The sequence below is a fragment of the Pseudomonas sp. ABa2 genome, from assembly GCF_056676075.1.
In genome coordinates, this window is sequence record NZ_CM155239.1 from 2,991,982 (window position 1) to 3,017,580 (window position 25,599).

The window sequence follows — 25,599 nt, forward strand, 5'->3', positions numbered from 1 at the left end:
GGGCGCGGGGTTACAGCACCGCCTTCGGATAGGAGCCCAGCACCTTGAGCGCCACGGCCTCCTGGCCGATCTTCTCCAGCACGTCCTTGATCAGCGGGTCGCGGTGGTGACCGACGAAATCGATGAAGAACACGTAGGTCCACTTGCCGCTGCGCGACGGCCGGGTTTCGATGCGGGTCAGGTCGATGCCGTTGTTGTGGAACGGCACCAGGAGCTCGTGCAGCGCGCCCGGCTTGTTGCGCATGGAGACGATGATCGAGGTCTTGTCGTCGCCGGTCGGCGGCACCTCCTGGCTGCCGATGATGAGAAAGCGCGTGGAGTTGTCCGGACGGTCCTCGATCTTCTCGGCCAGCTTGGTCAGGCCGTACAGATTGGCCGCCATGTCGCCGGCGATGGCCGCGCTGTTCCACTCGCTCTTGACCCGCTTGGCGGCGTCGGCGTTGCTGGAGACCGCCACGCGCTCGACGTTCGGGTAGTGCGCATCCAGCCACTTGCGGCACTGCGCCAGGGACTGGGCGTGGGAATAGATACGGGTGATCTTGTCGGTCTTGGTGGTCTCGCCGACTAGCAGGTGATGGTGGATGCGCAGCTCGACTTCGCCGCAGATCACCATGTCGTGCTCGAGGAAACTGTCGAGGGTGTGGTTGATCGCACCCTCGGTGGAGTTCTCCACCGGCACCACGCCGAAGTTCACCGCACCGGCGGCCACTTCGCGGAACACCTCGTCGATGGCCGCCATCGGCACGCTGATCACGGCATGGCCGAAATGCTTCATTGCCGCGGCCTGACTGAAGGTGCCTTCGGGACCGAGATAGGCGACTTTCAGCGGGTTCTCCAGGGCCAGGCAGGAGGACATGATCTCGCGGAACAGCCGCGCCATTTCCTCGTTACCCAGCGGGCCCTGGTTGCGCTCCATGATGCGCTTGAGCACCTGGGCCTCGCGCTCGGGGCGGTAGAACACCGGCGACTCGCCTTCCTTGAGTTCCTTCATCTTCACCCGCGCCACTTCTTCGGCGCAGCGCGCGCGGTCGCTGATCAGCTCGAGGATGCGTTCGTCGAGGTTGTCGATGCGCAGGCGCAGGGCCTGCAGTTCCTGCTCGGACATCTCAGCCATGCTCCTTCTCGAACTCGGCCATATAGGCCACCAGCGCCTCGACCGCATCCATCCCGACCGCGTTGTAGATGGAGGCACGCATGCCGCCCACCGAGCGATGGCCCTTGAGATTGAGCAGGCCGCGCGCGTCGGCGCCGGCGAGGAAGACCTTGTCCAGCTTCTCGTCGGCCAGGCGGAACGGCACGTTCATCCAGGAACGGGCGTTGTGGGCGATGGGGTTGCTGTAGAAATCGCTGCCGTCGATGGCCTTGTACAGCAGGTCCTTCTTGGCGCGGTTGATACGCTCCATGGCCTCGACGCCGCCCTGCTCCTTGAGCCACTGGAACACCAGGCCGGACAGGTACCAGGAATAGGTGGCCGGGGTGTTGTACATCGAGCCGTTGTCGGCCGAGACCTTGTAGTCGAGCATGGTCGGGCAACTGGAGCGGGCGCGGCCGAGCAGGTCCTCGCGCACTATCACCACCACCAGGCCGCTGGGGCCGATGTTCTTCTGCGCACCGGCGTAGATCAGGCCGAACTGCGAGACGTCGAGCGGGCGCGAGAGGATGTCCGAGGACATGTCCGCCACCAGTGGGGTGTCGCCGGTCTGCGGCACCCAGTCGAACTGCAGGCCGCCGATGGTCTCGTTGCTGCAGTAGTGCAGGTAGGCCGCGCCCTTGGACAGCTGCCAGTCGTTCTGCCCCGGGATGGCGAAGTAGTCGTGCGCCTTGGCGCTGGCGGCGACGTTGATGCGCCCGTAGCGACGCGCTTCCTCGATGGCCTTCTTCGACCAGATGCCGGTCTCGACGTAATCGGCCACGCCGTCTTCCGGCAGCAGGTTCAGCGGAATCTCGGCGAACTGCTGGCTGGCGCCGCCCTGGAGGAACAGCACCTTGTAGTCGTTGGGCACGGCGAGCAGGTCGCGCAGGTCCTGTTCGGCCTGGCTGGCGATGGCCACGTACTCGTCGCTGCGGTGGCTCATTTCCATCACCGACAGGCCCTTGCCCTGCCAGTCGAGCATCTCGGCCTGGGCGCGTTCCAGTACGGCGGTCGGCAGCGCGGCCGGGCCGGCGCAGAAGTTAAAAGCTCGCTTGCTCACGTCTGTCTCTCTCAGATTCACAGAACGCCACCACCAGGCGATGGCATGTCCACACTGTCACCGCGCCTGCGGGGGCGCTTCAGCGGCGACAGTCGCGGCTGAAGCCCCCACGGAGCCCGATTTCACTCCTCGCTGCCGTCCTCGGCGTCGGCGACCGGCGCCTCGGCGGATTCGGCGACTTCGGCGCCCTCCTCGCCTTCGACCAGCTCCTCGTCCTCGACCACGGTCGGTTCCTGCACCCGCTCCAGGCCGACCAGGGTCTCGTCCTTGGCCAGCTTGATCAGGGTCACGCCCTGGGTATTGCGACCGGAGCTGGAGACCTCGTCGACGCGGGTACGCACCAGGGTACCCTGGTCGGAGATCAGCATGATTTCCTCGCCGTCCTGCACCTGGATGGCGCCGACCAGCTTGCCGTTACGTTCGTTGCTGACCATGGCGATCACGCCCTGGCCGCCGCGACCGCGACGGGGGAAGTCGCCCAGGTGGGTACGCTTGCCATAGCCGCGCTCGGAGGCGGTGAGGATCTGCGCGCCGGCTTCGGGGATCAGCATGGAGATCAGGCGCTGGCCTTCCGGCAGGCGCATGCCGCGCACGCCACGGGAAATACGGCCCATGATACGCACGTGTTTTTCCTGGAAGCGGATGACCTTGCCGCCGTCGGAGAACAGCATGACTTCCTTGGCGCCGTCGGTGATGGCCGCGGCGATCAGGGTGTCGCCCTCCTCCAGCTTCAGCGCGATCAGACCGGCGCTGCGCGGACGGCTGAACTGCACCAGCGGGGTCTTCTTCACGGTACCGAAGGCGGTGGCCATAAAGATGTAGGCGCCGGTCGGCTCGTCGTTGGCCAGTTCGGTCTCGCCGTCTTCGGCCGGCTCGGCGGCAGGCGCTTCGGCCTCGACCACTTCGCCTTCGATCAGCACGCCTTCGTCGTCCAGATCTTCGTCGGCGCCGGCGCTCTGCTGCAGGGCTTCCAGGTCGATCTGCAGCATCGCGGTGATGCGCTCGCCCTCGTCCAGCGGCAACAGGTTGACCAGCGGACGACCGCGCGCGGTACGCGACGCCTCGGGAATCTCGAAGGTGCGCAGCCAGTAGACCTTGCCCTTGCTGGAGAACAGCAGCAGGGTGGCGTGGCTGTTGGCGACCAGCAGGTGTTCGACGTAGTCCTCGTCCTTCACCCCGGTGGCCGACTTGCCCTTGCCGCCGCGGCGCTGCGCCTCGTAGGCGGCCAGCGGCTGGCTCTTGGCGTAGCCGCCGTGGGAGATGGTGACCACGCGCTCTTCTTCGGTGATCAGGTCGGCGATGGTCAGATCCATGCGCGAAGCGACGATTTCGGTACGGCGGGCGTCGCCGAACTCGGCCTTGACCTTCTCCAGCTCCTCGCGAATCACTTCCATCAGCCGCTCGGGGCTGGTCAGGATGTGGATCAGCTCGCCGATCAGCTGGAGGATTTCCTGGTACTCGGCCAGCAGCTTCTCATGCTCCAGGCCGGTCAGGCGGTGCAGGCGCAGCTCGAGGATGGCCTGGGCCTGCTCCGGCGACAGGTAGTACTTGCCGTCGCGCAGGCCGTATTGCGCATCCAGGCCTTCCGGGCGGCAGGAGTCGGCGCCGGCGCGCTCGACCATGGCCTCCACGGCAGACGATTCCCAGGCGGTGGCGATCAGGCGCTCCTTGGCTTCGGCCGGGGTCGGCGAGGCCTTGATCAGCTCGATCACCGGGTCGATGTTGGACAGGGCGACCGCCTGACCTTCAAGGATATGGCCGCGCTCGCGCGCCTTGCGCAGCTCGTAGACGGTACGCCGGGTCACCACTTCGCGGCGGTGACGGACGAACACCTCGAGCATGTCCTTGAGGTTCAGCGTCTTCGGCTGGCCGTCGACCAGCGCCACCACGTTGATGCCGAACACGCTCTGCATCTGGGTCTGGGCGTACAGGTTGTTCAGCACCACGTCCGGCACTTCACCACGACGCAGCTCGATCACTACGCGCATGCCGTCTTTGTCGGACTCGTCGCGCAGCTCGGTGATGCCTTCGATCTTCTTCTCTTTGACCAGCTCGGCGATCTTCTCGATCAGACGCGCCTTGTTCAGCTGGTACGGCAGCTCGGTGACCACCAGCTGCTGGCGGCCGCCGACCTTGTCGATGTCCTCGACTTCGACGCGGGCGCGGATATAGATACGCCCGCGACCGGTGCGATAGGCCTCGATGATACCGGCGCGGCCATTGATGATGCCGGCGGTGGGAAAGTCGGGACCCGGGATGTACTGCATCAGGTCGTCGACGGTCAGGTCGGCGTTGTCGATCAGCGCCAGGCAGCCGTCGATCACTTCACCGAGGTTGTGCGGCGGGATGTTGGTGGCCATGCCCACGGCGATACCGGACGAGCCGTTGACCAGCAGGTTCGGCACCTTGGTCGGCATCACCGCCGGAATCTGTTCGGTGCCGTCGTAGTTGGGCACCCAGTCGACGGTTTCCTTGTCCAGGTCGGCCAGCAGCTCATGCGCCAGCTTGGCCATGCGCACCTCGGTGTAACGCATGGCCGCGGCGTTGTCGCCGTCCACCGAACCGAAGTTGCCCTGGCCGTCCACCAGCATGTAGCGCAGGGAGAAGTCCTGGGCCATGCGCACGATGGTGTCGTACACGGCGGTGTCGCCGTGCGGGTGGTACTTACCGATCACGTCACCGACCACACGGGCGGACTTCTTGTACGGCTTGTTCCAGTCGTTGCCCAGCTCGCTCATCGCGAACAGCACGCGACGGTGCACCGGCTTCAAGCCGTCGCGCGCGTCCGGCAGTGCACGCCCGACGATCACGCTCATCGCGTAGTCGAGGTAGGACTGTTTCAGCTCGTCTTCGATATTGACCGGGAGGATTTCTTTGGCCAGTTCGCCCATGAGAAGCCTGGTTCCTTTTTCTGGTGAAACTCCGCGTCATTCTTCCTGAACGCCATGGAGTACGTCGCCATGGCCTCAGGCCATCAGCGACTCACGACAAATCAACGAGTTATGCCACGATTCGATGCAGTGAAGGCGGCCGCGAGCAGCCCCCTTGAAAACTGCCGGAGATTACCACAAAGCGTGCCGCACACCTACCCCGGAACCGGCCCAGGGCGGGACGAGAGGACGGCGGGCCAGCCCGCCGCGAATGGCGAGGGTCGAGCGCCGATGGACGCCGCGAACGACACCGCCTCACCTTAAGCGAAGCAGCACAGCCAGCTCAGTGCAGACGCTTGCGACACATCAACTGGGCCATCTTGGCGCTGTCCGGACGCTCGACCACACCTTTCTCGGTCACGATGTAATCGATCAGATCGGCAGGCGTCACGTCGAACACCGGATTGACCACCGCCACCTCCGCCGCCACCCGCTGCCCGGCGACTTCCAGCAGCTCGGCGCCGTCACGCTCCTCCAGGACGATGTCTTCGCCGCTGTCCAGCGCCATGTCGATGGTCGAGCTGGGCGCCACCACCATGAAGCGCACGCCGTGGTGCATGGCGTTGACCGCCAGCTGATAGGTGCCGATCTTGTTGGCCACGTCGCCGTTGGCGGTGATGCGGTCGGCGCCGACTATCACCCAGCTGATGCCCTTGGTCTTCATCAGGTGCGCCGCCGCGGCGTCGGCGTTCAGGCTCACCGGCACGCCGTCGCCGGCCAGCTCCCAGGCGGTCAGGCGCGCGCCCTGCAGCCAGGGCCGGGTCTCGTCGACATGCACGTGCTCGACCAGGCCCTGCAGATGAGCCGCACGGATCACCCCCAGTGCGGTGCCGAAACCGCCGGTGGCCAGGGCGCCGGCGTTGCAGTGGGTCAGCAGCACCTGCGGATTGCCCTGATGCTTGCGGATAAGCTCCATGCCCAGCTGGGCCATGGTCAGGTTGGCTTCGCGGTCGCTGGTGTGGATGGCGACGGCCTCGGCTTCGAGCTGGGCCAGCACCTCTTCGCCGTCCTTGAGCCGCTGCAGGCGCTCGCGCATGCGCTGCAGCGCCCAGGACAGGTTGACCGCGGTCGGCCGCGACTCGCCGAGCCGGGCGAAGTCGGCCTCCAGCGCCGCGCGCCAGTCGCCGCCGGCCTGCAGCCGCGCACGCGCCGCCAGCACCAGACCATAGGCGGCGGCGATGCCGATGGCCGGCGCACCGCGCACCACCATGTCGGTGATCGCCTCGGCCACCGCTGCCGCCGAATCGAAGCGCAGCCAGGTCTGGCGCTGCGGCAACCGACGCTGATCGAGCAGGTACAGGGCGCCGTCGCGCCAGTCGATTGCCTGAACCTTCTCCGCCGCCAGCAATTGCTCGCGCATCGCACACCTCGCCCTTCGCCGCCAAAAAATCGCGGATTATACGCAGACAAGCAGCTGCCGACCGAAGAATCCAGCCGCGCCGCGCCGGCCTTCGACTTCAAGCGCCGGATGTTCCTCTATACACTGGCGACCTTCACACGCAACCTTCACGCCAAGCGGACCGCCGACCATGCCCGACGCCCCTCTCGACCTGCTGCTCCTGCCCACCTGGCTGGTGCCCGTGGAGCCGGCCGGCGTGGTGCTGCGCGAACATGCCCTGGGCATCCGCGACGGCCGCATCGTCCTGCTCGCGCCGCGCGCCGAGGCCCTGCGCCAGCCCGCCCGCGAGGTGCGCGAACTGCCGGACTGCCTGCTCGCCCCCGGCCTGGTCAACGCCCACGGCCACGCCGCCATGAGCCTGCTGCGCGGCATCGCCGACGACCTGCCGCTGATGACCTGGCTGCACGAGCACATCTGGCCGGCCGAGGCCAAGTGGGTCGACGAGGCCTTCGTCCGCGACGGCACCGACCTGGCCATCGCCGAGCAGCTCAAGGGCGGCATCAGCTGTTTCTCCGACATGTACTTCTACCCGCAGGTCGCCGCCGAGCGGGTGCACAACGCCGGCATGCGCGCGCAGATCACCATTCCCGTGCTGGACTTCGCCATCCCCGGCGCGCGCGACGCCGCCGAGGCGCTGCGCAAGGGCCTGCAGCTGTTCGACGACCTCAAGCAGCACCCGCGCATCCGCATCGCTTTCGGCCCGCACGCCCCCTACACGGTGAGCGACGACAAGCTCGAGCAGATCCGCGTGTTGGCCGACGAGCTGGACGCCGGCATCCATATGCACGTGCACGAGACCGCCCAGGAAGTGACCGAGGCCCTGGCCCAGCGCGGCGAGCGGCCGCTGGCCCGCCTGGCCCGGCTCGGCCTGCTCGGCCCGCGCTTCCAGGCCGTGCACATGACCCAGATCGACGACGCCGACCTGGCGCTGCTGGTGGAGCACAACTGCAGCGTGATCCACTGCCCGGAATCCAACCTCAAGCTGGCCAGCGGCTTCTGCCCGGTCGAGCGCCTGTGGCAGGCCGGGGTCAACGTCGCCATCGGCACCGACGGCGCGGCGAGCAACAACGACCTCGACCTGCTCGGCGAGACCCGCACCGCCGCGCTGCTGGCCAAGGCCGTGGCCGGCTCGGCCACCGCCCTGAACGCCCACAGCGCGCTGCGCATGGCTACCCTGGGCGGCGCCCGCGCGCTCGGCCTGGACGCCCAGATCGGCTCGCTGGAAGTCGGCAAGCTGGCCGACCTGGTCGCCTTCGACCTCTCGGGGCTGGCCCAGCAGCCGATCTACGATCCGGTGTCGCAGCTGATCTACGCCAGCGGCCGCGACTGCGTGAAGCACCTGTGGGTCGGCGGCAAGCAGCTGCTCGACGAGCGCCGCCTGACGCGCATGGACGAAGACGAGCTGATCGCCCGGGCCAGGGCCTGGGGCGAGCGGATCGCCAAGCGGTAATCCGGCTGAAACCCAGGAAATAGCGGTCCGTCCAGGCCACAACACCGATACGACTGCGACAAACTGACATACATTGAGAGTCCCCGCGTCGCCCAATGCCGCCGCCGAAACTGGCAACATGGGCGGCACACCGAATTCAAGGCTTTTGCAGAGAACCCTATGAGCAACGTCGACCGCGCCGAAATCGCCAAATTCGAGGCCCTGGCCCATCGCTGGTGGGACCTTCAGAGCGAGTTCAAACCCCTGCACGACATCAACCCGCTGCGGGTCAACTGGATCGACGAACGCGTCGGTCTGGCCGGCAAGCGCGTGCTGGACGTCGGCTGCGGCGGCGGCATTCTCAGCGAGGCCATGGCCCAGCGCGGTGCCACGGTGATGGGCATCGACATGGGCGAGGCGCCGCTGTCGGTGGCCCAGCTGCACCAGCTGGAGTCCGGCGTCGAGGTGGAGTACCGGCAGAGCACCGCCGAAGCCCTGGCCGAGGAACTGCCCGGCCAGTTCGACGTGGTCACCTGCCTGGAGATGCTCGAACACGTGCCCGACCCGTCCTCGGTGATCCGCGCCTGCCACAAACTGGTCAAGCCCGGCGGCCAGGTGTTCTTCTCCACCATCAACCGCAATCCCAAGGCCTACCTGTTCGCGGTGATCGGTGCCGAGTACCTGCTGCGCCTGCTGCCGCGCGGCACCCACGATTTCAAGAAATTCATCCGCCCCTCCGAGCTGGGCGCCTGGAGCCGCGCCGCCGGCCTGGAGGTCAAGGATATCGTCGGCCTGACCTACAACCCGCTGACCAAGCACTACAAGCTGGAAGCCGACGTCGACGTCAACTACATGATCCAGACCCTGAAGGAGGCCTGATGCGCCTGCGCGCGGTTCTCTTCGACATGGACGGCACCCTGCTCGACTCGGCGCCGGACTTCATCGCCATCACCCAGGCCATGCGCGCCGCCCGCGGCCTGCCGCCGCTGGCGGACAAGGCGATTCGCGACCAGGTCTCCGGCGGCGCCCGCGCCATGGTCGCCTGCGCCTTCGCCGACGACCCGGACTCGGCCGCCTTCGAGGCCCTGCGCCAGGAATTCCTCGAACGCTACCAGGAGCACTGCGCGGTGCTGACCCGCCCGTTCGACGGCATCGACGCCCTGCTCGGCGACATCGAGCAGGCGCGCCTGCTGTGGGGCGTGGCCACCAACAAGCCGCTGCGCTACGCCGAGCCGATCATGCAGCGCCTGGGCCTGGCCCAGCGCTCGGCCGTGCTGGTCTGCCCGGATCACGTCGAACAGAGCAAGCCGGCGCCGGACATGCTGCTTCTGGCCTGCGAGCAGCTCGGCGTGCAGCCCGGCGAAGTGCTGTTCATCGGCGACGATGCGCGCGACATCGAGTCTGGCCGCGCCGCCGGCTGCAAGACCGCGGCGGTCACCTACGGCTATATCCACCCCGACGACAACCCACGCCATTGGGGTGCCGACGTGGTGGTCGACCACCCGCTGGAGCTGCGCGCCGTGCTCGACCGCGCGCTCTGCAGCTGCTGACTCGTTGGGCTTCGCTGCGCTCAACCCAACCTACGCCATCACGAGATACGATCCATGTTCGACTATCAAGCCCGCCCCAACCTGCTCAAGGACCGGGTGATCCTGATCACCGGCGCCGGTCGCGGCATCGGCGCGGCGGCGGCCAAGAGCTTCGCCGCCCATGGCGCCACCGTGCTGCTGCTGGGCAAGACCGAAGCCAACCTCAGCCAGGTCTACGACGAGATCGAGGCCGCCGGCCATCCGCAACCGGTGGTGATTCCCTTCAACCTGGAAACCGCCCTGCCGCACCAGTACGACGAACTGGCGGTGATGATCGAGAACGAATTCGGCCGCCTCGACGGCCTGCTGCACAATGCCTCGATCCTCGGCCCGCGCACGCCGCTGGAGCAGCTCTCCGGCGACAACTTCATGCGCGTGATGCACGTCAACGTCAACGCCATGTTCATGCTCAGCAGCACCCTGCTGCCGCTGCTCAAGCTGTCGGACGACGCCTCGGTGCTGTTCACCTCCAGCAGCGTCGGGCGCAAGGGCCGCGCCTACTGGGGCGCCTACGCGGTATCCAAGTTCGCCACCGAGGGCCTGATGCAGGTGATGGCCGACGAACTGGACGGCATCGGCAACGTGCGCGCCAACAGCGTCAACCCCGGCGCCACCCGCACCGCCATGCGCGCCCAGGCCTATCCGGGCGAGAACCCGGCCAGCCGTCCGCTGCCGGAGGAGATCATGCCGGTCTACCTCTACCTGATGGGCCCGGACAGCAGCGGCGTCAACGGCCAGGCCTTCGACGCCCAGTAAAGCTAAGGCAGACCCGGCGCCCGCCGCCGGGTTACGCCGCGACAGAAATCCGCCGCCCGCCGGCGCAAGCGGCATCAGATTGCCACCTCCCCGCCGGACAACCGGCAAAAGCCGGCCATTGGCCACCTTTCACGATACATAAGTGACTGACTTCACAGGGCTTTCGCCGCATTTGAACCAGCTGGCATGAAATTCGCTCTAACCCTCTCGTCGTCGCTACATCGCGCCAGAGGATCAGCTCCATGGTTCCCCCCAACCAGACCAACACCATCGATTTCGACGCGGCCAAGCTGCAGCGTCTGGGCTTCACCGGCAACCGCAACCTGCCACTCAAGCCCGCCAGCCTGGTCGAGCTGCGCCAGCAGCTGGGCCTACAGCTGCAGACCAGCCTGGACGCCGAGCGCATCGTCAGCCTGTTCTTCCGCGAAGTGCAGCGCCTGGTGCCGCTCGATGCCCTGGCCTTCGCCCATCCGACCCACGACCTGCGCCTGGAGCTGGGCGAACGGGCGCCGCACTCGGCCGGCTACCGCCTGAGCCACGAGGGCGAGTACCTGGGCGAACTGATCTTCCGCCGCAAGCTGCGCTTTGCCGACGACGAACTGGCGCAACTGGAATCGCTGCTGGCCTGCCTGCTGTTTCCGCTGCGCAACGCCCTGCTCTACCGCACCGCGCTGCAGAACGCGCTACGCGACCCGCTGACCGACACCGGCAACCGCATCGCCATGGACCAGGTACTGCAGCGCGAGGTGGACCTGGCCCGGCGCAACCTGCAGCCGCTGTCGCTGCTGATGCTGGATATCGATCACTTCAAGCAGATCAACGACAGCCACGGCCACGCCCTCGGCGACGAGGTACTCAAGGCCGTGGCGCAGACCCTGAAGAACCAGCTGCGCAATATCGACATGGTGTTCCGCTACGGCGGCGAGGAGTTTCTCGTGGTGCTCTCCAACACCTGCCGCGAGGCCGCGGCGCTGGTCGGCGAGCGCCTGCGCTACGCCGTGCTGGAACTGCAGTGCCTGGACGGCGGCCGGCCGATCGAGGTGTCCATCAGCCTCGGCTGCGCCAGCCTGCTGCCGGGCGAGTCCAGCGAAAGCCTGCTGCGCCGCGCCGACGGCGCCCTGTATATCGCCAAACGCGAGGGACGCAATCGCCTGACCATGGCGGGATAGAGGCCGCGGCAAGCTGCAGATTCGTAGCCCCAAGGGTGACAAACACGAATGGCAGGACAAAAAAGGGGCCCCATACGGAGGCCCCTTTTTTCTGGCTGACGCTTAGCGCTTGCGGCCGAAGCCCGGACGCTGGCCGTCGCCGGCCGGCGGACGCTTGCTCGGCGCAGCCGGGCGCGGTTTGCGCGCGGGACGCTCGGCCAGCTCCACCGCCGGGCGCGGCTGGCGTTTCTTCACGTCGCTCGGTCGCTCGGCCACCGGCGTGCCGCGACCACCCTCGCGACGCTCGCCGCTGTCCTTGCGTGGCGCGCGCTGCGGACGTTGTTCACCGCCCTGCGAACGCGGCGCACGGGCTGGACGGGCGCCTTCTCCGGCCGCCTCGTCCGCGGCCGGGCGCAGCACGCGCTTGGCCCGCGGGTCCACCGGCTTGGCCGACTTGCGCTGCAGACGATCGAGCTTCTCGCGCACCTTCTCCTTCATCGCCGGCAGCGCCTGCGGGGTCAGGCCGACCTCGGCGCTGAGGATGTCCACCTCGCGCTGGTCCATCTCGCGCCAGCGGCCCATGGTCAGCTCGGAGGTGAGGAATACCGGACCGAAGCGCACCCGCTTCAGGCGACTGACCACCAGCCCCTGGGACTCCCACAGACGACGCACCTCGCGGTTGCGGCCTTCCATCACCACGCAGTGGTACCAGTGGTTGAAGCCCTCGCCGCCGGGCGCTTCCTTGATGTCGGTGAACTTGGCCGGGCCATCCTCGAGCATGACGCCGCGCTTGAGGTTCTCCAGCATCTCCTCGGTGACTTCGCCGCGTACGCGCACGGCGTACTCGCGGTCCATCTGATAGGAGGGGTGCATCAGGCGGTTGGCCAGTTCGCCGTCGGTGGTGAACAGCAGCAGCCCGGTGGTGTTGATGTCGAGGCGACCGATATTGATCCAGCGCCCCTCTTTCGGCCGCGGCAGGCGGTCGAACACGGTGGGCCGGCCTTCCGGATCGTCGCGGGTGCAGATTTCGCCGTCCGGCTTGTTGTAGATCAGCACGCGGCGCACCGAGCCGGCGATCTCTTCGCGCTTGAGCAGGCGGCCGTCGAGGGCGATGGCGTCATGGCTGTCGACGCGCTGGCCGAGGCTGGCGGTGGCGCCATTGACCTTGACCCGACCTTCGCCGATCCAGGTCTCGATCTCGCGACGCGAGGCCAGGCCCAGACGAGCCAGGACTTTCTGCAGTTTCTCGCCTGCAGGACGCGGTTGTTCGTGCTCTGTCATCTTGGGCACCTCCCGGTGTAGTAACGGATGATCGAAGGGGCGCGAATCATACGCGCGGCAGGACTCTTAGGGTAGCCGAGAGTTACAACTTGCGCCGGCCGGTCGCCTGCAGCGCCAGCAGGCGCATGTCGGCCTCGGCCAGCAGCGCCCGCCGCCCGGCCTTGTCCAAACGCTTCCAGCCCTTGATTTCCTGGCGGCTGCGACCGCAGCCCAGGCAGATATCCTGCTCGAATTCGCAGACCTTGATGCAGGGACTCTTGCTCATGACGGCCACCTTGCGGGCATTGATCGAATGCGGGCAAGGATATAGACAGCAGGCGCCTAGGCGGGATTGAAGAATTGCATGCCGCGCTTAAACAGACTCAATGCAACGACTCGTCGGCATCCAGGTCGGCCATACGCTCGTCGCCCTGCTCCTCGTCTTCGACCAGGCGCAGGTCGTCGAAATCGGTCTTCAACCCCTGCTCCATGGTGTCCAGTTCGGCCAGCAGGCTACGGAAGCTGGTTTCCTCGCGCGGTTCGGCGACTTCGCCGCCTTCCTGTAGCGCCAGGTCGGCGCGCGCCTGCAGCCCTGCCGGCACCTCGGCGTCGTCGTCCAGGGCCAGCTCGGGCTCCGGTTCCAGCTCGCGCAGGGCGGCCAGCGGCGGCAGCTCGTCGAGGCTTTTCAGGTTGAAGTGGTCGAGAAAGCCCTTGGTGGTGGCGAACATGGCCGGGCGCCCGGGCACGTCGCGGTAGCCGACCACGCGAATCCACTCGCGCTCGAGCAGGGTCTTGGTGATGTTGCTGTTGACCGCCACGCCGCGCACGTCCTCGATCTCGCCGCGGGTGATGGGCTGGCGGTAGGCGATCAGCGCCAGGGTTTCCAGCAGCGCGCGCGAGTAGCGCTGCGGACGTTCCTCCCACAGCCGGCCGACCCAGGGGGCGAAACGCTCGCGCACCTGCAGGCGGTAACCCGAGGCGACCTCCTTGAGCTCGAAGGCGCGCCCCTCGCAGGAATCGCGCAACAGCTCCAGCGCCGCCTTGAACTGCGCCGGCTCCGGTCGCTCGCCCTCCTCGAACAGCTCGTACAGGCGCTCCAGGGACTGCGGCTTGCCGGAAGCCAGCAGAAAGGCTTCGAGCAACTGGGCCAGTTCGCGGGGGTCGGTCAGGTTCATTCGGCTCGGGCTCGGACGTGGATGGCGGCGAAGGGCTCATTCTGCACCAGCTCGACCAGGGATTCCTTGATCAATTCGAGCACCGCCATAAAGGTCACCACCACCCCCAGGCGCCCCTCCTCGGCGGCGAACAACTCGACGAAGGGCACGAAAGCGCCGCCCTTGAGGCGTTCGAGTACCTCGCTCATGCGCTCGCGGGTGGACAGCGCCTCGCGAGTGATCTGGTGACTCTCGAACATGTCGGCGCGGTGCAGCACCTCGGCCATCGACAGCAGCAGCTCTTCCAGGCTGACCTCTGGCAGCAGCTTGCGCGCACGCGCCTCGGGAGCGTCCAGGCGCGGCACGACGACGTCGCGGCCGACCCGCGGCAGCTCGTCGAGGCCCTCGGCGGCGGCCTTGAAGCGCTCGTACTCCTGCAGCCGGCGGATCAGCTCGGCACGTGGATCGTCCTCTTCCTCCTCGGCCTCGGCCGAGCGCGGCAGCAGCATGCGCGACTTGATCTCGGCGAGCATGGCGGCCATCACCAGGTACTCGGCGGCCAGCTCCAGGCGCACGGTGTGCATCAGCTCGACGTAGCCCATGTACTGGCGGGTGATTTCCGCCACCGGGATGTCGAGGATGTCGATGTTCTGCTTGCGGATCAGGTACAGCAGCAGGTCCAGCGGCCCCTCGAAGGCTTCGAGAAACACCTCCAGGGCGTCCGGCGGGATATACAGGTCCAGCGGCAGCTCGGTGACCGCCTCGCCGTAGACCAGGGCGAAGGGCAGTTCCTGCTGCGCGCCGGCCTGGCTGTCGACGGATTCGCTCATCGGCTGCGGCTCCTTCATCGGTACTTCAGGCCCATGGCCAGGCGCACCTCGGCCAGGGTGTCGCGGGCCTCGTCGCGGGCGCGCTCGGCACCCTCGGCGAGAATGCTGCGCACCAGGTCGGGGCTGTCCTCGTAATCGATGGCGCGCTGCTGCAGCGGCGCCAGTTCACTCTGCAGCGCCGTGCACAGCGCGCCCTTGCAGTCCAGGCAGCCGATGGCGGCGCTGCGGCAGCCATTGACCACCCAATGCAGCTGCTCGTCGCTGGAATACAGCTGGTGCAGCGGCCACACCGGGCAGCGCTGCGGCTCGCCCGGATCATCGCGGTGCACCCGTGCCGGGTCGGTGGGCATGCGCCGCAGTTTTTCCTCGATCTCGGCGTCGCCGTCGCGCAGGAAGATCGCGTTGCCGCTGGACTTGGCCATCTTCTGCCCGTCCAGCCCGGGGATGCGCGCGAGCTCGGCGAGCAGCGGCTGGGGTTCGGCGAGGATCACCTTGGCGCTGCCCTCCAGATAGCCGAACAGACGTTCCTGATCGCCCAGGGTGATGTTGCTCTGCTCCTTGAGCAGCGCCCGCGCGGTCTCCAGCGCCTCGCCGTCACCCTGCTCCTGGTAGGCCTTGCGCAGGCTGCTGTAGAGCTTGCCGGCTTTCTTGCCGAGCTTGCCGATGGCGGCCTCGGCCTTGAGTTCGAAATCCGGCTCGCTGCCGTACAGGTGGTTGAAACGCCGCGCCACTTCGCGGGCGAACTCGATATGCGGCAGTTGGTCCGCTCCCACCGGCACCACGCCGGCGCGGTACAGCAGGATGTCCGCCGCCTGCAGCAGCGGGTAGCCGAGAAAGCCGTAGGTGGACAGGTCCTTGCCGGCCTGGCGCTCCTGCTGCTCCTTGTAGGACGGCACCCGTTCCAGCCAGCTCAGCGGACAGATCATCGACAGCAGCAGGTGCAGCTCGGCGTGCTCGGGCACCTGCGACTGGATGAACAGGGTGGCCGAGCTAGGGCTGACGCCCGCCGCCAGCCAGTCCACCGCCATGTCCATGACGTGCTGCGACAGCTGGCCGACCTCGGCATAGTCGGTGGTCAGCGCATGCCAGTCGACGATGCAGAAGAAGCAGTCGTACTCGTGCTGCAGCTTGACCCAGTTTTTCAGCACGCCATGGTAGTGCCCGAGGTGTAGACGGCCGCTGGGGCGCATGCCCGACAGCACGCGCCGCTCGGAGTCGATAAGGCTCAAACCGGTTTACCTAAACGAACAGACAAGGCGGCGAAGTATAGGGCAGCCAGGCGCCGAACGGAAAAACCCCGACGGGAACGCCGTCCGCCACGCCCAGTCCAAACATTGATGCCGGCGCCGGCTCGCCGCGCCGGGGCCCACGACAACCCACCGGGAGCACACCATGAACAACAATGCCCTCTCCCTCTGCGCCAGCCTGCTGTTCGCCTGCCTGTTCGCCTTGGCCCTGCCGGCCCAGGCGCAGATGATCGGTACCGAGGAAATCCTCAGCGAACAGAACCTCGCCGCCGAACGCGCCAAGCTCGACGCCCTGCTCGCCCGCAGCGACGTGCAGCAAGCCCTGCAGGCCATGGACGTACCGCCGCAACTGGCCCGCGAACGGGTCGACGCCATGACCCCGGCGGAAATCGCCAGCCTGTCGCAACGCCTCGACAGCCTGCCGGTGGCCGGCGCGCTGAGCGGCACCGACTTCATCATCATCTTGCTGGTGGCGATACTGGTGGCGCTGATTCTCTAGGGCTTGAGAAAAGGCGAGGGATCGCCACAGCCGACGCGGACGATTTCCGGCTCGTCGTCGGCCAGGTTGACCACGGTGGAGGCCTCCAGGCCACCGAAGCCGCCGTCGATGATCAGCTCGACCTGGTGCTCGAGGATCTGGCGCATCTCGTAGGGATCGGACAGCGGCAGGTCGTCGCCCGGCAGGATCAGGCTGACGCTCATCAGCGGTTCGCCTAGCTGCTCCAGTAGCGCCAGGGCGATGGGGTGGCCGGGCACGCGCAGACCGATGGTGCGCCGCTTGGGGTGCAGCAGCATGCGCGGCACTTCGCGGGTGGCATTGAGGATGAAGGTGTAGGGCCCCGGGGTGTGGTTCTTCAGCAGGCGGAAGGCAGCGGTATCGACCTTGGCGAACAGGCCGATCTGCGACAGGTCGCGGCACACCAGGGTGAAGTTGTGCTTGTCGTCGAGCTGGCGCAGACGGCGGATGCGCTCCACCGCGTTCTTGTCGCCGATGGCGCAACCCAGCGCATAGGACGAATCGGTCGGATAGACCACCACGCCGCCGCCGCGGATGATCTCCACCGCCTGTTTGATCAGGCGCGCCTGGGGATTCTCCGGGTGAACCTGGAAAAACTGACTCACGTTTGCTCCCTGCTCATGAAGTGACAGCGGGTGGCTGTGCATGTTCGAAGCGCTTCCAGAGCGCCGTCAGGTCGTCGGGCAACGGGCGGTACATGCCCAGTTCGGACCAGTCGCCCGGCGCATGGAAGTCGCTGCCGACGCTGGCCATCAAGCCGAATTCGCGCGCCAGAATCGCCAAGCCGCCGACCTGCTCGGCCGGCTGCATGCCATTGACCACTTCCAGGGCATGCCCGCCTGCCGCAACGAAGTCGGCGACCAAACGCCGACGCTTACTGCGAGTAAAGTCGTATTGCCACGGATGCGCCAGGCTGATCCAGGCTTTGGCCGCGCGCAGCGTGCCGACCGCGTCCTCCAGCGCCGGCCAGTGCTGCTTGACGTCGCCCAACTTGCCCGAACCGAGCCACTTGCGAAAGGCCTCGGCGCGGTCGCGCACATGCCCGGCGCGCACCAGGAACTCGGCGAAGTGCGGCCGCGCCGGCGCATTGCCGCTGTCGCCCAACTCCTGCTGCACCGCCCGCGCGCCCTGCAACGCCCCGGGCATGCCCTTGGCCGCCAGGCGCCGGTCGATTTCCTCGGCGCGCTGCCAGCGCCCGTGGTGCAACGCCTCGATGGCCGCACGCAAAGCCGGAGCGTCGCTGGCGAAGGCGTAGCCCAGCACGTGGATGGTGGCGCCGCCCCAGGTGCAGGACAGCTCGATGCCGTTGACCAGCTGCATGTCCAGGGCCTCGGCGGCGCGGCGCGCCTCGTCCAGCCCCTCCAGGGTGTCGTGATCGGTCAGTGCCAGCAGCCGCACGCCACGCTCGAAGGCCCGGCTCACCAGCATGGCGGGGGCCAGGACGCCGTCGGAGGCGGTGCTGTGGCAGTGCAGATCGACAGTCATGGCGGCGCTTTCGTTGAGATTGATGTTTGTTATTATGCCGGCACATGCGACTTCTGGCTGCCGCCGCGCAGTAAAAAGCCTGCCCCGCTCCATGATCGACCCCATCTAAGGACTGAGATGCTCTACGCCATCATCGCCACCGACGTCGAAAACTCCCTGGACAACCGTCTGGCCGCTCGCCCCGCCCACCTCGCCCGCCTCGAGACGCTCAAGCAGGAAGGCCGCCTGCTGCTGGCCGGCCCGCACCCGGCGATCGACAGCAACGACCCGGGCCCGGCCGGTTTCAGCGGCAGCCTGATCGTCGCCGAGTTCGACTCCCTCGCCGCCGCGCAGAGCTGGGCCGACGCCGACCCCTACCGCGCCGCCGGCGTGTACGCCAGCGTGGTGGTCAAGCCGTTCAAGAAAGTGCTGCCCTGATCCCTCCCACGCTGCTTTCGCTTACAAGGAATCGCGATGCGCCCGATCCCGCTGTCCGTGCTGGCCACCCTGCTGCTGACCTGCGCCCTGGCGCAAGCCGAGGAAACGTCTCCCCAGCCGCTCGCCGCGGCCACCTCGGCCGAGGCGCAGGCCGATACCCTGGAACAGCGTCTGGCGCAGAGCGAACAACTGCGTAGCGAACAGCAGGCCAACAGCGCCGCGCAGTTGCAACGGCTGCGCCAGGAAAACCAGCGCCTGCGCCTGCAGCTCAAGGAGAGCCAGGCCCGGCAGCAGCCCGGCCTGCTCAGCGAGGAGCAGACCTGGTTCGCCCTCGGCGCCGGGCTCAGCCTGCTTTCCGTGCTGGTCGGCGCCCTGCTGCGCGGCCGCCGCAAGACCCGCCGCGAGTGGATCAACTGAGCGCCATGAGCCGCTTACTGCTGATCGACGACGACCAGGAGCTGTGCGAGCTGCTGGCCAGCTGGCTGACCCAGGAAGGCTTCCAGGTCACCGCCTGCCATGAGGCCGGCAGCGCCCGCCAGGCCCTCGTCGAGCAGGCGCCGGATGCCGTGGTGCTGGATGTGATGCTGCCCGACGGCAGCGGCCTGGAGCTGCTCAAGCAGCTGCGCGGCGAACATCCGGAACTGCCGGTGCTGATGCTCTCGGCCCGCGGCGAGCCGCTCGATCGCATCCTCGGCCTGGAACTGGGCGCCGACGACTACCTGGCCAAGCCCTGCGATCCGCGCGAGCTGACCGCCCGCCTGCGCGCGGTGCTGCGGCGTAGCGCACCGGCGCCGACCAGCAGCCAGCTGGAGCTGGGCGACCTGAGCTTCAGCCCCAACCGCGGCGTGGTCAGCATCGGCGCGCACGACGTACCGCTGACCGTCTCCGAGAGCCGCCTGCTCGAAGCCCTGCTGCGCCAACCCGGCGAGCCGCTGGACAAGCAGGCGCTGGCGCAACTGGCCCTGGGCCGCAAGCTGACCCTCTACGACCGCAGCCTGGACATGCACGTCAGCAACCTGCGCAAGAAGCTCGGCCCGCACCCGGACGGCCGCCCGCGTATCCTCGCCCTGCGCAGCCGTGGCTACTACTACGCGCCGTAGGTTGGCGCTGAGCGCAGCGAAGCCCAACAGGGCGCCGCCCGCGGCTCCACCCGGCACCTGCAGCGCCACTCGATACCACCACGCCCCGGTAAAGCCCACGCAACAATGCCTTTACCCAAGCCTTACCCAGGCCTGACCGCCCTTGACCTTGACCGCCGCATACTGAGCCCATCCGGTAACGACCGGTTTCGAGACAAGGAGAACCACCATGCGCAAGACCCTCACCGCCCTGCTGCTCGCCGCCACCCTGCCGACCCTGGCGATGGCCATGCCCATGTACGAAGGCGGCCCGCGCCATCACGACCGCGGCCACGGCATGTTCAAGGAGCTCAACCTGAGCCAGGAGCAACGCCAGGAATTTCGCAAGCTGATGGGCGAACAGATGAAGAGCAAGCGCGAGATCACTCAGCGCTACCTGGACAAGTTGCCGGAGGCCGACAAGCAGGCCATGCACAAGGAGCTGGAGAAGGCCCGCGCCGACCAGCACAAGGCCCTGCGCGACCTGCTCAATCCCGAGCAGCAGAAGGCCTTCGACGAACACCAGAAGAAGATGGAGGCGCGCCGCGCCGAAATGGCCGAGTTCAAGGCCTGGAAGGCCGAGAAGGAAGGCCAGGGCAACTGAGCCGACTCAACCCACGGCCCGCCGCTTCCCCGAAGCGGCGGGCTTTCGCATGAGGAATCACCGTGCGTTCACTGTTCTGGCGCATCTTCGCCAGTTTCTGGCTGGCCATCGCCCTGGTCGCTGGGTTGTCCATGCTGCTCGGCCGCGCGCTGAACCAGGACGCCTGGGTTCTCAGCCTGCACCCGGGCCTCGACGACCTCGACCGCAAGTGGGTGAAGCGCTATGAGCAGCAAGGCCCGCACGCCGCCCAGCAGTTCCTCGAACAGCGCAAGCAAAAATATCGCATCAACACCCAGGTAATCGGCGAGAGCGGCCAGCCGCTGGTCAAGGGCACCTTCCCGCCTCGCGCCGCCGCCTTCGAAGCCCGCCACGGCGAGGCCCGCCGCCTGCCCTGGCGTCGCCTGACCGCCGAGTACACCAGCCCGGAGAGCGGCGACAGCTACCTGTTCATCTACCGCATCCCCCACCCGGAACTGGCCGCCTGGCACCGCGGCAGCCTGTTCTGGCCGCTCAGCGCCCTGGGCATCGCCCTGGTGGTGCTGACCCTGTTCAGCCTGCTGCTGACGCTGTCGATCACCCGCCCGCTGGATCGTCTGCGCGGCGCCGTGCACGACCTCGGGCAGACCGCCTACCAGCAGAACAGCCTGGCGCGCCTGGCCACCCGTCGCGACGAACTGGGCCTGCTGGCCAAGGACTTCAACCGCATGGGCGAGCGCCTGCAGGGGCTGATCGGCAGCCAGCGCCAGCTGCTGCGCGACGTCTCCCACGAATTGCGTTCGCCGCTGGCGCGCCTGCGCATCGCCCTGGCCCTGGCCGAACGCGCCGAGGCGGCCGAGCGCGACAAGCTGTGGCCGCGCCTGAACCAGGAGTGCGACCGCCTGGAGGCGCTGATCAGCGAGATTCTCGCCCTCGCCCGCCTGGATGCCGACCTCGGCGCCGCACAACCCGTCGACCTCGCCGCAATGCTCGGCAAGCTGCAAGAGGACGCGAGCCTAATCGCACCCGAGCAGCGCCTGCAGATCCACCTCGAGCACAGCGCTGCGCTGCACGGCTGGCCGGATCTGCTGGAACGGGCGCTGGACAACCTGCTACGCAATGCCCTGCGCTTCAACCCGAGCGGGCAACCCATCGAGATCGATGTCCGGCGCCAGGGCGAGCGCCTGCTGCTCAGCGTGCGCGACCACGGCCCCGGGGTGGCGACCGATCATCTGCAGCGCCTGGGCGAGCCGTTCTTTCGCGCGCCGGGGCAGAACGGCGCCGGCCATGGCCTGGGCCTGGCCATCGCCCGCCGCGCCGCGCAGCGCCATGGCGGCGAACTGCTGCTGGCCAACCACCCGGAGGGCGGTTTCGTCGCCACGCTCAGCCTGCCGCTGCAACCTCAGAATCGCCCGTAGTCCGGATGCGACCGGGCTGGTGCCAGGCTCGCCGGACGGGGACGCTCTCAGCCGTTCCAGGCGCTGACGAAATCCTCGACCGCCAGTTCCGGCGGCCGGCGCAGCTCGCGTTCCGGGGTGCCGAGATAGAGGTAGGCGACGATCCGCTCGTCCGCACCCAGCCCCAGGCCCTTGGCCACCTGGGCGTTGTAGGCCAGGTCGCCGGTGCGCCAGACCGCGCCGATGCCCTGGGCATGGGCGGCGAGCAATATGCCGTGGGCGGCGCAACCGGCGGCGATCAGCTGCTCCTGCGCCGGCACCTTGGCATGCGCCTGCAACCGGGCGATCACCACCACCAGCAGCGGCGCCCGCAACGGCATGCCGCGTGCCTTGCTCAGCGCCTCGGCGGGCGCCTGCGCGTCGCCGGCCAGCAGCGCCTCGGCGAACAGCTCACCCATGCGCCCGCGGACCTCGCCTTCGACGGTGAGAAAGCGCCAGGGCCGCAGCTGGCCATGATCCGGCGCGCGCAGGGCCGCGCGAAACAACAGCTCGCGCTGCGCCGCGCTCGGCGCCGGGTCGACCAGACGGGGAACGGAAACACGGTTGAGCAGAGCGTCGAGAGCCTCCATCGGCCACCTCCGAGAATCAAAGAGGCGGCATTCTAGCAGGCCCGCGCCGCGCGACGCCGGCTCAGGCCACGCGATCGGGCGACACCACCGGCTGGATCGGCGGCGTCAGCGGCGGCAGGCCGTGGGCCTGGCGCGCCTCGTCGCAGCGCGGGTTGTGCACGCCGTTCTCCCAGGACGCGTCAAACTCGCGGCAACTGCTCGAGCGCTGTTCGTACAGGGTGCAGCGCACGCCGCAGCCGACCTCGCCGAGCAGCTGGGTGCAGCGCGCCGGTTTGCTTTCGGTGCCGCGCATGGCGACGTAGTGCGGGCTGATCTGGATGACCTGCTCGTCCGGCACGCTACCGCCGGCCGATTGGCACTCGCCCCAGAAGAAGGACACACGAAAAAACGCGCAGCAGGCACCGCACGTGAGGCAGGGATTAGCGTCGGACATTTGAGGAGGACTCGGAAACCGGCGGACGCCGGCAACTGGCGGCTATTCTATTCTCCGCCATGCGCTTGTAAAGCCCCGTCCGCGGCGGTTTACAGCCGCCCGTCCGCGGGTAGAATGGCGCCTTTTGCAACCTCCCAGAGCCCACTCCATGGCCTTGCCGACGCTGCGCATCATCGGTTTCATCATCGGCATCTTTCTCATTACTCTGGCGGTGAGCATGGTCATTCCCATGCTCACCCTGCTGATCTTCGAACAGCCCGAAGACCTCGACGCCTTTCTCTGGTCGAGCCTGATCACCCTGGTCGCCGGCCTGGCCCTGGTGATTCCCGGGCGCCCGCAGAACGCCCAACTGCGCCCGCGCGACATGTACCTGCTGACCACCGGCAGCTGGAGCGTGGTGTGCTGCTTCGCCGCCCTGCCGATGATGCTCATTGCCCATATCAGCTACACCGACGCCTTCTTCGAGACCATGAGCGGCGTTACCACCACCGGTTCCACCGTGCTGGTCGGCCTGGACGACATGTCGCCGGGCATCCTTATCTGGCGTTCGATGCTGCAATGGCTCGGCGGCATCGGCTTCATCGGCATGGCCGTGGCCATCCTGCCGCTGCTGCGGGTCGGCGGCATGCGCCTGTTCCAGACCGAGTCCTCGGACTGGGGCGAGAAGGTGATGCCGCGCTCGCACATGGCCGCCAAGTACCTGCTGCTGGTCTACCTGGCCCTCACCGGGCTCGGCTTCCTGGCCTACTGGGCAGCCGGCATGAACCCCTTCGAGGCGATCAACCACGCGATGACCTCGATCTCCACCGGCGGCTATTCCACCTCCGACTCGTCCCTGGCCAACTGGCCACAACCGGCGGTGCACTGGACCTCCGTGCTGCTGATGATCCTCGGCGGCCTGCCCTTCATGCTCTACGTCGCCTTCGTGCGCGGCAACCGCCAGGCGCTGCTGCGCGACCATCAGGTACGCGGCTTCCTCGGCTTCCTGCTGCTGACCTGGCTGGTGTTCGGCACCTGGCTGTGGCTGCACTCCGAGCACAGCTGGCTGGACGCCGTGCGCATCGTCGCGGTCAACGTCACCTCGGTGGTCACCACCACCGGCTACGCCTTGGGCGACTACACCACCTGGGGCGGCTTCGCCGTGCTGCTGTTCTTCTACCTGACCTTCGTCGGCGGCTGCTCGGGCTCCACCTCCGGCGGTCTGAAGGTCTTCCGCTTCCAGGTCGCCTACGTGCTGCTCAAGGCCAACCTGATGCAGCTGGTGCACCCGCGCGCGGTGATCAAGCAGCAGTACAACAACCACAACCTGGACGAGGAGATCGTCCGCTCGCTGATCACCTTCTCCTTCTTCTTCACCATCACCATCGGCGTGCTGGCCCTGGCCCTGACCCTGGTCGGCCTGGACTGGGTCACCGCGCTGACCGGCGCCGCCACCGCAGTGTGCAACGTCGGCCCGGGCCTCGGTCCGACCATCGGCCCGGCCGGCAACTTCGCCAGCCTGCCAGACTCGGCCAAGTGGCTGCTGACCCTGGGCATGCTGCTGGGCCGCCTGGAAATCCTCACCGTGCTGGTGCTGGTCACCCGCAGTTTCTGGAAGCACTGAGCCGATGTCCCTGTCCAGCCTGCGTATCCTCGCCTTCATCAACGGCATCTTCCTGATCACCCTGGCGGTCAGCATGCTGGTGCCGATCGGCACCCTGCTGGCGTTCGAGCAGCCGCAGGGCATCAATGCCTTCCTCTGGTCCAGCCTGATCACCGCGCTGGTCGGCGTGGCCATGGTCGCCCAGGGGCGCCCGCAGCAGACCCAGCTGCGCCCGCGCGACATGTACATGCTGACTGTGTCGAGCTGGGTGATGGTGTCGATCTTCGCCGCCCTGCCGTTCCTCTTCGCCGAACGCGCCAGCATCACCGACGCCTACTTCGAGAGCATGTCCGGCATCACCGCCACCGGCGCCACGGTGTTCAGCGGCCTGGACGACATGTCGCCGGGCACCCTGATCTGGCGTTCGCTGCTGCACTGGCTCGGCGGCATCGGCTTCATCGCCATGGCCGTGGCGATCCTGCCGATGCTGCGCATCGGTGGCATGCGCCTGTTCCAGACCGAGTCCTCGGACCGTTCGGACAAGGTCATGCCGCGCTCGCACATGGTCGCCAAGTACATGGTGCTGGCCTATGTCGGTCTCAGCAGCTTCGCCGTGCTGGCCTTCTGGCTGGCCGGCATGAACCTGTTCGACGCCATCAACCATGCCATGTCGGCCATCGCCACCGGCGGTTTCTCCACCTCCGACGCCTCGCTGGGCAAATGGCAGCAGCCGGCGGTGCACTGGGTCGCGGTGCTGGTGATGGTGCTCGGCAGCCTGCCCTTCGTGCTCTATGTCGCCACCCTGCGCGGAAACTACCGGGCCCTGACGCGCGATGCGCAGGTACGCGGCTTTCTCGTGCTGCTGCTGGGCAGCTGGCTGGTGCTGACCGGCTGGAAATGGCTCTCCACCGATCTGCACTGGCTCGACGCGCTGCGCCATGTGGCGGTGAACATCACCTCGATCATGACCACCACCGGCTTCGCCGTCGGTGACTATCACCTGTGGGGCCCCTTCGCCAGCATGATGTTCTTCTACCTGGGCTTCGTCGGCGGCTGCTCCGGTTCCACCGCCGGCGGCCTGAAGATCTTCCGCTTCCAGGTCGCCTACATCCTGCTCAAGGCCAACCTCAAGCAGCTGATCCACCCGCGCGCGGTGATCAAGCAGCAGTACAACCGCCACCGCCTGGACGAGGACATCGTCCGCTCGATCCTCGCCTTCGCCTTCTTCTACACCATCACCATCGCCGGCCTGGCCCTGGCGGTGGCCATGTGCGGGGTCGACTGGATCACCGCCCTGACCGGCGCTGCGGCCATGGTCTCCGGGGTCGGCCCGGGGATGGGCGAAGTGGTCGGCCCGGCCGGCAACTACGCCAGCCTGCCGGATCTGGCCAAGTGGCTGCTGACCCTGGGCATGCTGCTGGGCCGCCTGGAAATCCTCACCGTGCTGGTGCTGCTGCTGCCCGCCTTCTGGCGCCACTGAGAACAAGCCGTTCGGATCCGCGGCTCC

General features: G+C 67.5%; 26 protein-coding genes. 13 read left to right on the forward strand and 13 right to left on the reverse strand.

What is annotated here, in order from left to right; all coding sequences use genetic code 11:
* Positions 1-10 precede the first annotated feature (10 nt).
* From pheA to mtnA, 4 genes are all read right to left on the reverse strand, one after another.
* Positions 11-1,105, reverse strand: coding sequence for a prephenate dehydratase (gene pheA / locus AC1G9C_RS14465; protein ID WP_021445090.1), 1,095 nt, complete (start codon positions 1,103-1,105; stop codon positions 11-13).
* 1 nt (position 1,106) lies between these two features.
* Positions 1,107-2,192, reverse strand: coding sequence for a 3-phosphoserine/phosphohydroxythreonine transaminase (gene serC, locus AC1G9C_RS14470; protein ID WP_480407946.1), 1,086 nt, complete (start codon positions 2,190-2,192; stop codon positions 1,107-1,109).
* Between the two features lie 122 nt (positions 2,193-2,314).
* Positions 2,315-5,083, reverse strand: a complete 2,769-nt coding sequence (gyrA, locus tag AC1G9C_RS14475) for a DNA gyrase subunit A (protein WP_021445088.1) — start codon at positions 5,081-5,083, stop codon at positions 2,315-2,317.
* 322 nt (positions 5,084-5,405) lie between these two features.
* Positions 5,406-6,482, reverse strand: a complete 1,077-nt coding sequence (gene mtnA, locus AC1G9C_RS14480; RefSeq protein WP_480407947.1) for an S-methyl-5-thioribose-1-phosphate isomerase — start codon at positions 6,480-6,482, stop codon at positions 5,406-5,408.
* A gap of 169 nt (positions 6,483-6,651) precedes the next feature.
* On the opposite strand from mtnA, the gene AC1G9C_RS14485 reads away from it, so the two are divergent.
* The 5 genes from AC1G9C_RS14485 (at position 6,652) to AC1G9C_RS14505 (ending at position 11,464) form a co-directional block, all read left to right on the forward strand.
* Positions 6,652-7,971 carry a TRZ/ATZ family hydrolase gene (locus AC1G9C_RS14485; RefSeq protein WP_457787455.1) on the forward strand — a complete coding sequence of 440 codons (1,320 nt, stop codon included), beginning with the start codon at positions 6,652-6,654 and terminating at the stop codon, positions 7,969-7,971.
* 159 nt (positions 7,972-8,130) lie between these two features.
* Positions 8,131-8,829, forward strand: a complete 699-nt coding sequence (ubiG, locus tag AC1G9C_RS14490) for a bifunctional 2-polyprenyl-6-hydroxyphenol methylase/3-demethylubiquinol 3-O-methyltransferase UbiG (protein WP_122108512.1) — start codon at positions 8,131-8,133, stop codon at positions 8,827-8,829.
* Positions 8,829-9,500 (forward strand): N-acetylmuramic acid 6-phosphate phosphatase MupP, encoded by a 672-nt coding sequence (gene mupP, locus AC1G9C_RS14495; protein WP_122108513.1) that lies wholly within the window; start codon positions 8,829-8,831, stop codon positions 9,498-9,500. Before ubiG ends, mupP begins: the two co-directional genes overlap by 1 nt.
* Positions 9,501-9,554: 54 nt before the next feature.
* On the forward strand, positions 9,555-10,295 hold the full coding sequence (locus tag AC1G9C_RS14500) for a YciK family oxidoreductase (RefSeq protein WP_021444340.1): 741 nt from the start codon (positions 9,555-9,557) through the stop codon (positions 10,293-10,295).
* Positions 10,296-10,537: 242 nt separating this feature from the next.
* Positions 10,538-11,464, forward strand: coding sequence for a GGDEF domain-containing protein (locus AC1G9C_RS14505; RefSeq protein WP_021444341.1), 927 nt, complete (start codon positions 10,538-10,540; stop codon positions 11,462-11,464).
* A gap of 102 nt (positions 11,465-11,566) precedes the next feature.
* Here AC1G9C_RS14505 and rluB read toward each other — a convergent pair whose 3' ends face one another.
* From rluB to AC1G9C_RS14530, 5 genes are all read right to left on the reverse strand, one after another.
* A complete protein-coding gene (gene rluB / locus AC1G9C_RS14510) occupies positions 11,567-12,724 on the reverse strand; it encodes a 23S rRNA pseudouridine(2605) synthase RluB (protein WP_122108515.1) in 1,158 nt (385 codons plus the stop codon).
* Positions 12,725-12,806: 82 nt separating this feature from the next.
* Positions 12,807-12,989 carry a DUF1289 domain-containing protein gene (locus AC1G9C_RS14515; protein ID WP_021442447.1) on the reverse strand — a complete coding sequence of 61 codons (183 nt, stop codon included), beginning with the start codon at positions 12,987-12,989 and terminating at the stop codon, positions 12,807-12,809.
* A gap of 97 nt (positions 12,990-13,086) precedes the next feature.
* Positions 13,087-13,878 carry an SMC-Scp complex subunit ScpB gene (gene scpB, locus AC1G9C_RS14520; RefSeq protein ID WP_457787457.1) on the reverse strand — a complete coding sequence of 264 codons (792 nt, stop codon included), beginning with the start codon at positions 13,876-13,878 and terminating at the stop codon, positions 13,087-13,089.
* The gene (locus tag AC1G9C_RS14525) at positions 13,875-14,573 is read right to left on the reverse strand and encodes a segregation and condensation protein A (protein ID WP_177342873.1); all 699 of its coding nucleotides are present in this window, start codon (positions 14,571-14,573) and stop codon (positions 13,875-13,877) included. The genes scpB and AC1G9C_RS14525 overlap by 4 nt, the downstream gene beginning before the upstream one ends.
* A 128-nt stretch (positions 14,574-14,701) precedes the next feature.
* A complete protein-coding gene (locus AC1G9C_RS14530; protein ID WP_480410414.1) occupies positions 14,702-15,877 on the reverse strand; it encodes a tryptophan--tRNA ligase in 1,176 nt (391 codons plus the stop codon).
* Positions 15,878-16,079: 202 nt separating this feature from the next.
* Between AC1G9C_RS14530 and AC1G9C_RS14535 the strand changes: the two genes are divergently transcribed.
* Positions 16,080-16,433 (forward strand): PA2779 family protein, encoded by a 354-nt coding sequence (locus AC1G9C_RS14535; protein WP_021442451.1) that lies wholly within the window; start codon positions 16,080-16,082, stop codon positions 16,431-16,433.
* On the opposite strand, the gene AC1G9C_RS14540 is transcribed toward AC1G9C_RS14535, so the two are convergent.
* On the reverse strand, positions 16,430-17,056 hold the full coding sequence (locus tag AC1G9C_RS14540; RefSeq protein WP_021442452.1) for an L-threonylcarbamoyladenylate synthase: 627 nt from the start codon (positions 17,054-17,056) through the stop codon (positions 16,430-16,432). The two genes, AC1G9C_RS14535 and AC1G9C_RS14540, sit on opposite strands and share 4 nt — an antisense overlap.
* A 13-nt stretch (positions 17,057-17,069) precedes the next feature.
* Entirely contained in the window at positions 17,070-17,936 is an 867-nt protein-coding gene (locus AC1G9C_RS14545; protein ID WP_397496869.1) for a PHP domain-containing protein, read from the reverse strand.
* Positions 17,937-18,053: 117 nt separating this feature from the next.
* Here AC1G9C_RS14545 and AC1G9C_RS14550 point away from each other — a divergent pair, with 117 nt between their 5' ends.
* The 5 genes from AC1G9C_RS14550 to AC1G9C_RS14570 all read left to right on the forward strand — a co-directional run bounded on the left by AC1G9C_RS14550 (position 18,054) and on the right by AC1G9C_RS14570 (position 21,469).
* Entirely contained in the window at positions 18,054-18,353 is a 300-nt protein-coding gene (locus AC1G9C_RS14550; protein WP_457787459.1) for a YciI family protein, read from the forward strand.
* 36 nt (positions 18,354-18,389) lie between these two features.
* Positions 18,390-18,770, forward strand: coding sequence for a translation initiation factor 2 (IF-2, GTPase) (locus tag AC1G9C_RS14555; RefSeq protein WP_480407948.1), 381 nt, complete (start codon positions 18,390-18,392; stop codon positions 18,768-18,770).
* Between the two features lie 5 nt (positions 18,771-18,775).
* Positions 18,776-19,453, forward strand: a complete 678-nt coding sequence (locus AC1G9C_RS14560) for a response regulator transcription factor (protein ID WP_021442456.1) — start codon at positions 18,776-18,778, stop codon at positions 19,451-19,453.
* Positions 19,454-19,661: 208 nt separating this feature from the next.
* On the forward strand, positions 19,662-20,075 hold the full coding sequence (locus AC1G9C_RS14565) for a Spy/CpxP family protein refolding chaperone (protein WP_480407949.1): 414 nt from the start codon (positions 19,662-19,664) through the stop codon (positions 20,073-20,075).
* A 62-nt stretch (positions 20,076-20,137) separates the two neighbouring features.
* Positions 20,138-21,469 (forward strand): sensor histidine kinase, encoded by a 1,332-nt coding sequence (locus AC1G9C_RS14570; RefSeq protein WP_480407950.1) that lies wholly within the window; start codon positions 20,138-20,140, stop codon positions 21,467-21,469.
* Between the two features lie 47 nt (positions 21,470-21,516).
* On the opposite strand, the gene AC1G9C_RS14575 is transcribed toward AC1G9C_RS14570, so the two are convergent.
* The gene (locus AC1G9C_RS14575) at positions 21,517-22,077 is read right to left on the reverse strand and encodes a nitroreductase family protein (RefSeq protein WP_480407951.1); all 561 of its coding nucleotides are present in this window, start codon (positions 22,075-22,077) and stop codon (positions 21,517-21,519) included.
* Positions 22,078-22,138: 61 nt separating this feature from the next.
* Positions 22,139-22,510 (reverse strand): YkgJ family cysteine cluster protein, encoded by a 372-nt coding sequence (locus AC1G9C_RS14580; protein WP_122108531.1) that lies wholly within the window; start codon positions 22,508-22,510, stop codon positions 22,139-22,141.
* A 148-nt stretch (positions 22,511-22,658) separates the two neighbouring features.
* Between AC1G9C_RS14580 and AC1G9C_RS14585 the strand changes: the two genes are divergently transcribed.
* Positions 22,659-24,113 (forward strand): TrkH family potassium uptake protein, encoded by a 1,455-nt coding sequence (locus tag AC1G9C_RS14585; protein ID WP_480407952.1) that lies wholly within the window; start codon positions 22,659-22,661, stop codon positions 24,111-24,113.
* Positions 24,114-24,117: 4 nt separating this feature from the next.
* On the forward strand, positions 24,118-25,572 hold the full coding sequence (locus tag AC1G9C_RS14590; RefSeq protein ID WP_021442691.1) for a TrkH family potassium uptake protein: 1,455 nt from the start codon (positions 24,118-24,120) through the stop codon (positions 25,570-25,572).
* Positions 25,573-25,599 lie beyond the last annotated feature (27 nt).